At 47.4% G+C, this 3,252-nt stretch carries 2 protein-coding genes; both read right to left on the bottom strand.

Annotation, left to right across the window (positions count from 1 at the left end; all coding sequences use genetic code 11):
- Positions 1 to 163 precede the first annotated feature (163 nt).
- Positions 164 to 1,663: an RNA-directed DNA polymerase gene (locus tag ACFX4U_RS23980; protein ID WP_380221065.1), complete on the bottom strand. Its 1,500-nt coding sequence runs from the start codon at positions 1,661 to 1,663 to the stop codon at positions 164 to 166.
- Between the two features lie 64 nt (positions 1,664 to 1,727).
- Positions 1,728 to 2,852: a hypothetical protein gene (locus ACFX4U_RS23975; RefSeq protein ID WP_380221063.1), complete on the bottom strand. Its 1,125-nt coding sequence runs from the start codon at positions 2,850 to 2,852 to the stop codon at positions 1,728 to 1,730.
- Positions 2,853 to 3,252 lie beyond the last annotated feature (400 nt).

Below are 3,252 nucleotides of genomic sequence, written 5' to 3'. Positions count from 1 at the left end.
GTGATGGCCAAGAAGAACAAAATTAGATTTAGTAGCATGAAGTAAAAATGTACTAAAAATAAAGAAATTCTGGTATGTTGCATATTGGAATTTTGAGTTTTCCCAATTTACACTGGTGCACACCTTTTTGCTTTTCTTCTTCTTCTTCTTTCGGCTGCTCCCATTAGGGGTCGCCACAGCGGATCATCCGTCTCCATACCCCCCTGTCCTCTACATCTGCCTCTTTCACACCAACTACCTGCATGTCTTCCCTCACCACATCCATAAACCTCCTCCTTGGCCTTCCTCTTTTCCTCCTTCCTGGTGGCTCCATCCTCAGCATTCTTCTACCGATATACCCCATGTCCCTCCTCTGCACATGTCCAAACCATCTCAATCTCGCCTCCCTCACCTTGTCTCCAAAACGTCCTACATGTGCTGTCCCTCTAATAAACTCATTTCTAATCCTGTCCATCCTCGTCACTCCCAACGAAAACCTTAACATCTTCAGCTCTGCTACCTCCAGCTCCACCTCCTGTCTTTTACTCAATGCCACTGTCTCTAATCCATACAACATCGCAGGTCTCACCACAGTCCTATAAACTTTCCCTTTCACTCTCGCAGATACCCTTCTATCACAAATCACTCCTGCTATCACTCTTCTCCACCCACTCCACCCTGCCTGCACTCTTTTCTTCACTTCTCTAACACACTCTCCATTACTTTGCACTGTTGACCCCAGGTACCTGAACTCCTCCACCTTCTCCACCTCTTCTCCCTGCAACCGCATCACTCCACTGCCCTCCCTCTCATTCACACACATGTACTCTGTCTTACTCCTACTGACTTTCATTCCCCTTCTCTCCAGTGCATACCTCCACCTCTCCAGGCTCTTCTCAACCTGCTCCCTACTCTCACCACAAATCACAATATCATCCGCAAACATCATAGTCCAGGGAGACTCCTGTCTGACCTCGTCTGTCAACCTGTCCATCACCACTGCAAACAGGAAAGAGCTCAGGGCCAATCCTTGATGCAGTCCAACCTTCACCCTGAACCAGTCTGTCGTACCTACTGCACACTTTACTGCCGTCACACTGTCCTCATACATGTCCTGCACCACCCTCACATACTTCTCTGACACACCTGACTTCCTCATACAATACCACAACTCCTCTCTCGGCACCCTGTCGTACGCTTTCTCTAAATCCACAAATACACAATGCAATTCCTTCTGTCCTTCTCTATACTTCTCCATCAACATTCTCAAAGCAAATAAGGCATCTGTGGTGCTCTTCCTCGGCATGAAACCATACTGTTGCTCACAGATGGTCACCTCTTCTCTCAGCCTGGCTTCCACTACTCTTTCCCATAACTTCATGGTGTGACTGATCAACTTTATTCCCCTGTAGTTACTGCAGGTCTGCACATCTCCCTTATTCTTAAAGATCGGTACCAGCACACTCCTTCTCCATTCCTCAGGCATCCTCTCACCTTCCAAAATTCTGTTAAACAATCTGGTTAAAAACTCCACTGCCATCTCTCCTAAACAACTCCATGCTTCTACCGGTATGTCATCTGGTCCAACTGACTTTCCACTCCTCATCCTCTTAATCGCTGCTCTCACTTCCTCCTTACTAATCCTATCCACCTCCTGCTTAACTAACTCCACATCGTCCAACATTCTCTCTCTCATTTTCCTCTTTCATCAGCTGCTCAAAATACTCCCTCCACCTTCTCAACACACTCTACTCACTAGTCAACACATTTCCCTCTCCATCCTTTATTGCTCTAACTTGCAGTACATCCTTCCCAGCTCGGTCCCTCTGCCTGGCCATTCGGTACAAATCCTTTTCTCCTTCCTTAGTGTCCAACTTCTCATACAGCTCCTCATATGCCTTTTCCTTGGCTTTCGCCACATCCCTCTTTACCTGCTGCCGCATCTCCTTGTACTCCTGCCTACTTTTCTCATCACTCTGTCTATCCCACTTCTGTTTTGCCAACCTCTTTCTCCTTATGCTCTCCTGCACTTCCTCATTCCACCACCACGTCTCCTTGTCTTCCTTTCTATTTCCAGATGTCACACCAAGTACTTTTCTAGCTGTCTCCCTTATCACTTCTGCAGTAGTTGCCCAATCATCCAGCACCTCTTCACCACCACCGAGCCCCTGTCTGACCTCTTCCCTGAATCTCACACTACACTCTTCCTCCTTCAGTTTCCACCATCTTATTCTTCTTTCAGTCCTCACTCTCCTCCTCTTCTTCTTCGCCTCCAAAACCATCCTACAGACCACCATCCGATGCTGTCTAGCTACACTGTCCCCCGCCAACACCTTACAGTCTCCAATCTCCTTCAGGTTGCATCTCCTGCATAGCACATAGTCCACCTGTGTGCACCTTCCTCCACTCTTATACGTCACCCTATGATCCTCCTTCTTCTTAAAATACGTGTTCACCACTGCGATTTCCATCCTTTTAGCAAAATCTACCACCATCTGCCCTTCCACATTCCTCTCCTTAAAACCATACCTACCCATAACCTGAGAGAAAGAGATTTTTTCCTTCTCCTCCATCTCACAACCCACTTGTGGAGCATAAGCACTGATGACATTTATCATCACCCCTTCAACTTTCAGCTTCACGTTCATCACCCTATCAGAAACTCTCTTCACCTCCACTACACTCTTACTGTACTCTTCCTTCAGAATCACCCCTACACCATTTCTCTTTCCATCCACACCATGATAGAACAGTTTAAACCCACCTCCAATGTTCCTGGCCTTACTCCCTTTCCACTTGGTCTCCTGAACACACAGCATATCTACCTTTCTCCTCTCCATCATATCAGCTACCTCTCTCCCTTTACCGGTCATAGTACCAACATTTAAAGTACCAACCCGAACCTCTACTCTCCTACACTGCTCCTTTTCCTGCCGTCTCTGTAGACGTCTTCCTCCTCTCCTTCTCCTCCTTCGGCCAACAGTAGCCCAATTTCCACCGGTACCCTGTCAGCTAACGATACCTGTGGCGGTCGTTGTTAACCCGGGCCTCGACCGATCCGGTATGAAATTCTCGTTTGTGATCCGCATATTTGATTTGGCACGTTTTTACGCTGGATGCCCTTCCTAACGCAACCCTCCCCATTTATCCGGGCTTGGGACCGGCACTAAGGCTTGTGCAACCCTAATGGCTGGGGTTGGTTCCCTGACCGGGGCTAAAAAAAATAAAGTACTAAAAACAGACAAACATGTTTATGCACAAAAGCAATAATGG

The organism is Kosakonia sp. YIM B13588 (genome assembly GCF_042788165.1).
GTDB lineage: Bacteria > Pseudomonadota > Gammaproteobacteria > Enterobacterales > Enterobacteriaceae > Kosakonia > Kosakonia sacchari.
The sequence above is the reverse complement of the archived record's forward strand: the minus strand, read 5'-3'. Positions and strand labels throughout refer to the sequence as shown.

Bases quoted from the DNA above. Each gene is read 5' to 3' on its own strand.
- ACFX4U_RS23980 (WP_380221065.1), bottom strand. From the start codon at position 1,663: ATGTTGGACGATGTGGAGTTAGTTAAGCAGGAGGTGGATAGGATTAGT.
- ACFX4U_RS23975 (WP_380221063.1), bottom strand. From the start codon at position 2,852: ATGACCGGTAAAGGGAGAGAGGTAGCTGATATGATGGAGAGGAGAAAG.